The organism is Vibrio sp. 1288 (assembly GCF_033344475.1).
Genome location: NZ_JAWPOX010000277.1, coordinates 1 through 868 on the forward strand (window position 1 = coordinate 1; position 868 = coordinate 868).

Here is an 868-nt window from a genome sequence, read left to right on the forward strand (position 1 = left end):
CTCTCATGACAACCTCACCGGTTTGTTGAACCGCAGCTGTTTGGCAGACACGCTAGAAACATTAACGCAGCAAGCCACCCGCCCTTTTAATCTGGCGTATTTAGATATCGACAACTTCAAATCGATAAACGACATCAACGGGAACTACATTGGTGACCAGATCATCAAGTTTACTGCAAATGCGATTCAACAGAGCTTGTCTTCCCCAAATAACGCTTTTCGCGTCGCTGGCGACGAGTTTGCCTTTATTATTTACGATGAAGATCCCGTGGCTGTATGTCAGGAAGTGCTCAATAAAATTGAAGCCGGTTACAGTGACAAATCCAATCGTATTTCTTTTACCGTGAGCATTGGCATTGCACGAGCGCCTGTTCACATGCTCAACAGTGATGAACTGATCCTAAATGCCAGCTTAGCGCTGAGAGATCCCCTCATAATTTCCCCAAAGCACAACCATGTTTGAATAGATTTTGAGCAAGCAGGGTTGCAGCCGCGAGCAAGTCTTCCCTCGTTATTGTGTAGCCAGAATGCCGCAAAACTTCCATCCCTAAGCGCACTGTTGAGAGTACATTTCGATTTTTGACAGTGTTAGCTTGGAAGTGCTTATCCCAACCTTGTTTCTGACCATGAACTCCAGCAAGCCAAAATGTCAGTTGAAGCATTAGGGCGATTAGCAGCATGATATCAAAGCGCTCTGAGCTGCTAGTTCGGCTATGACGGAGGCCTAAGCCGTAGGCTGGGCTTTTCAAGTCTCGGAAGGTTTCTTCAATTTGCATACGCTTCGAGTAGAGCCTAACAAGTTGCTTTGGTGTTCGGATTTCAACGGGCAAGTTAGTCGCTAAAACCCATGGTTCTTTTGTCGAAGCGG

1 protein-coding gene and 1 pseudogene are annotated in these 868 nt (G+C 46.3%); one reads left to right on the top strand and one right to left on the bottom strand.

The features are described from left to right. Positions 1-427: pseudogene (locus tag R8O11_RS26205) on the top strand (GGDEF domain-containing protein); the annotation flags it as partial. A 4-nt stretch (positions 428-431) separates the two neighbouring features. On the opposite strand, the gene R8O11_RS26210 reads toward R8O11_RS26205, so the two are convergent. Further along, positions 432-868: IS4 family transposase (locus R8O11_RS26210; RefSeq protein WP_318194738.1), on the bottom strand; the 437-nt coding region annotated here is incomplete at its 5' end.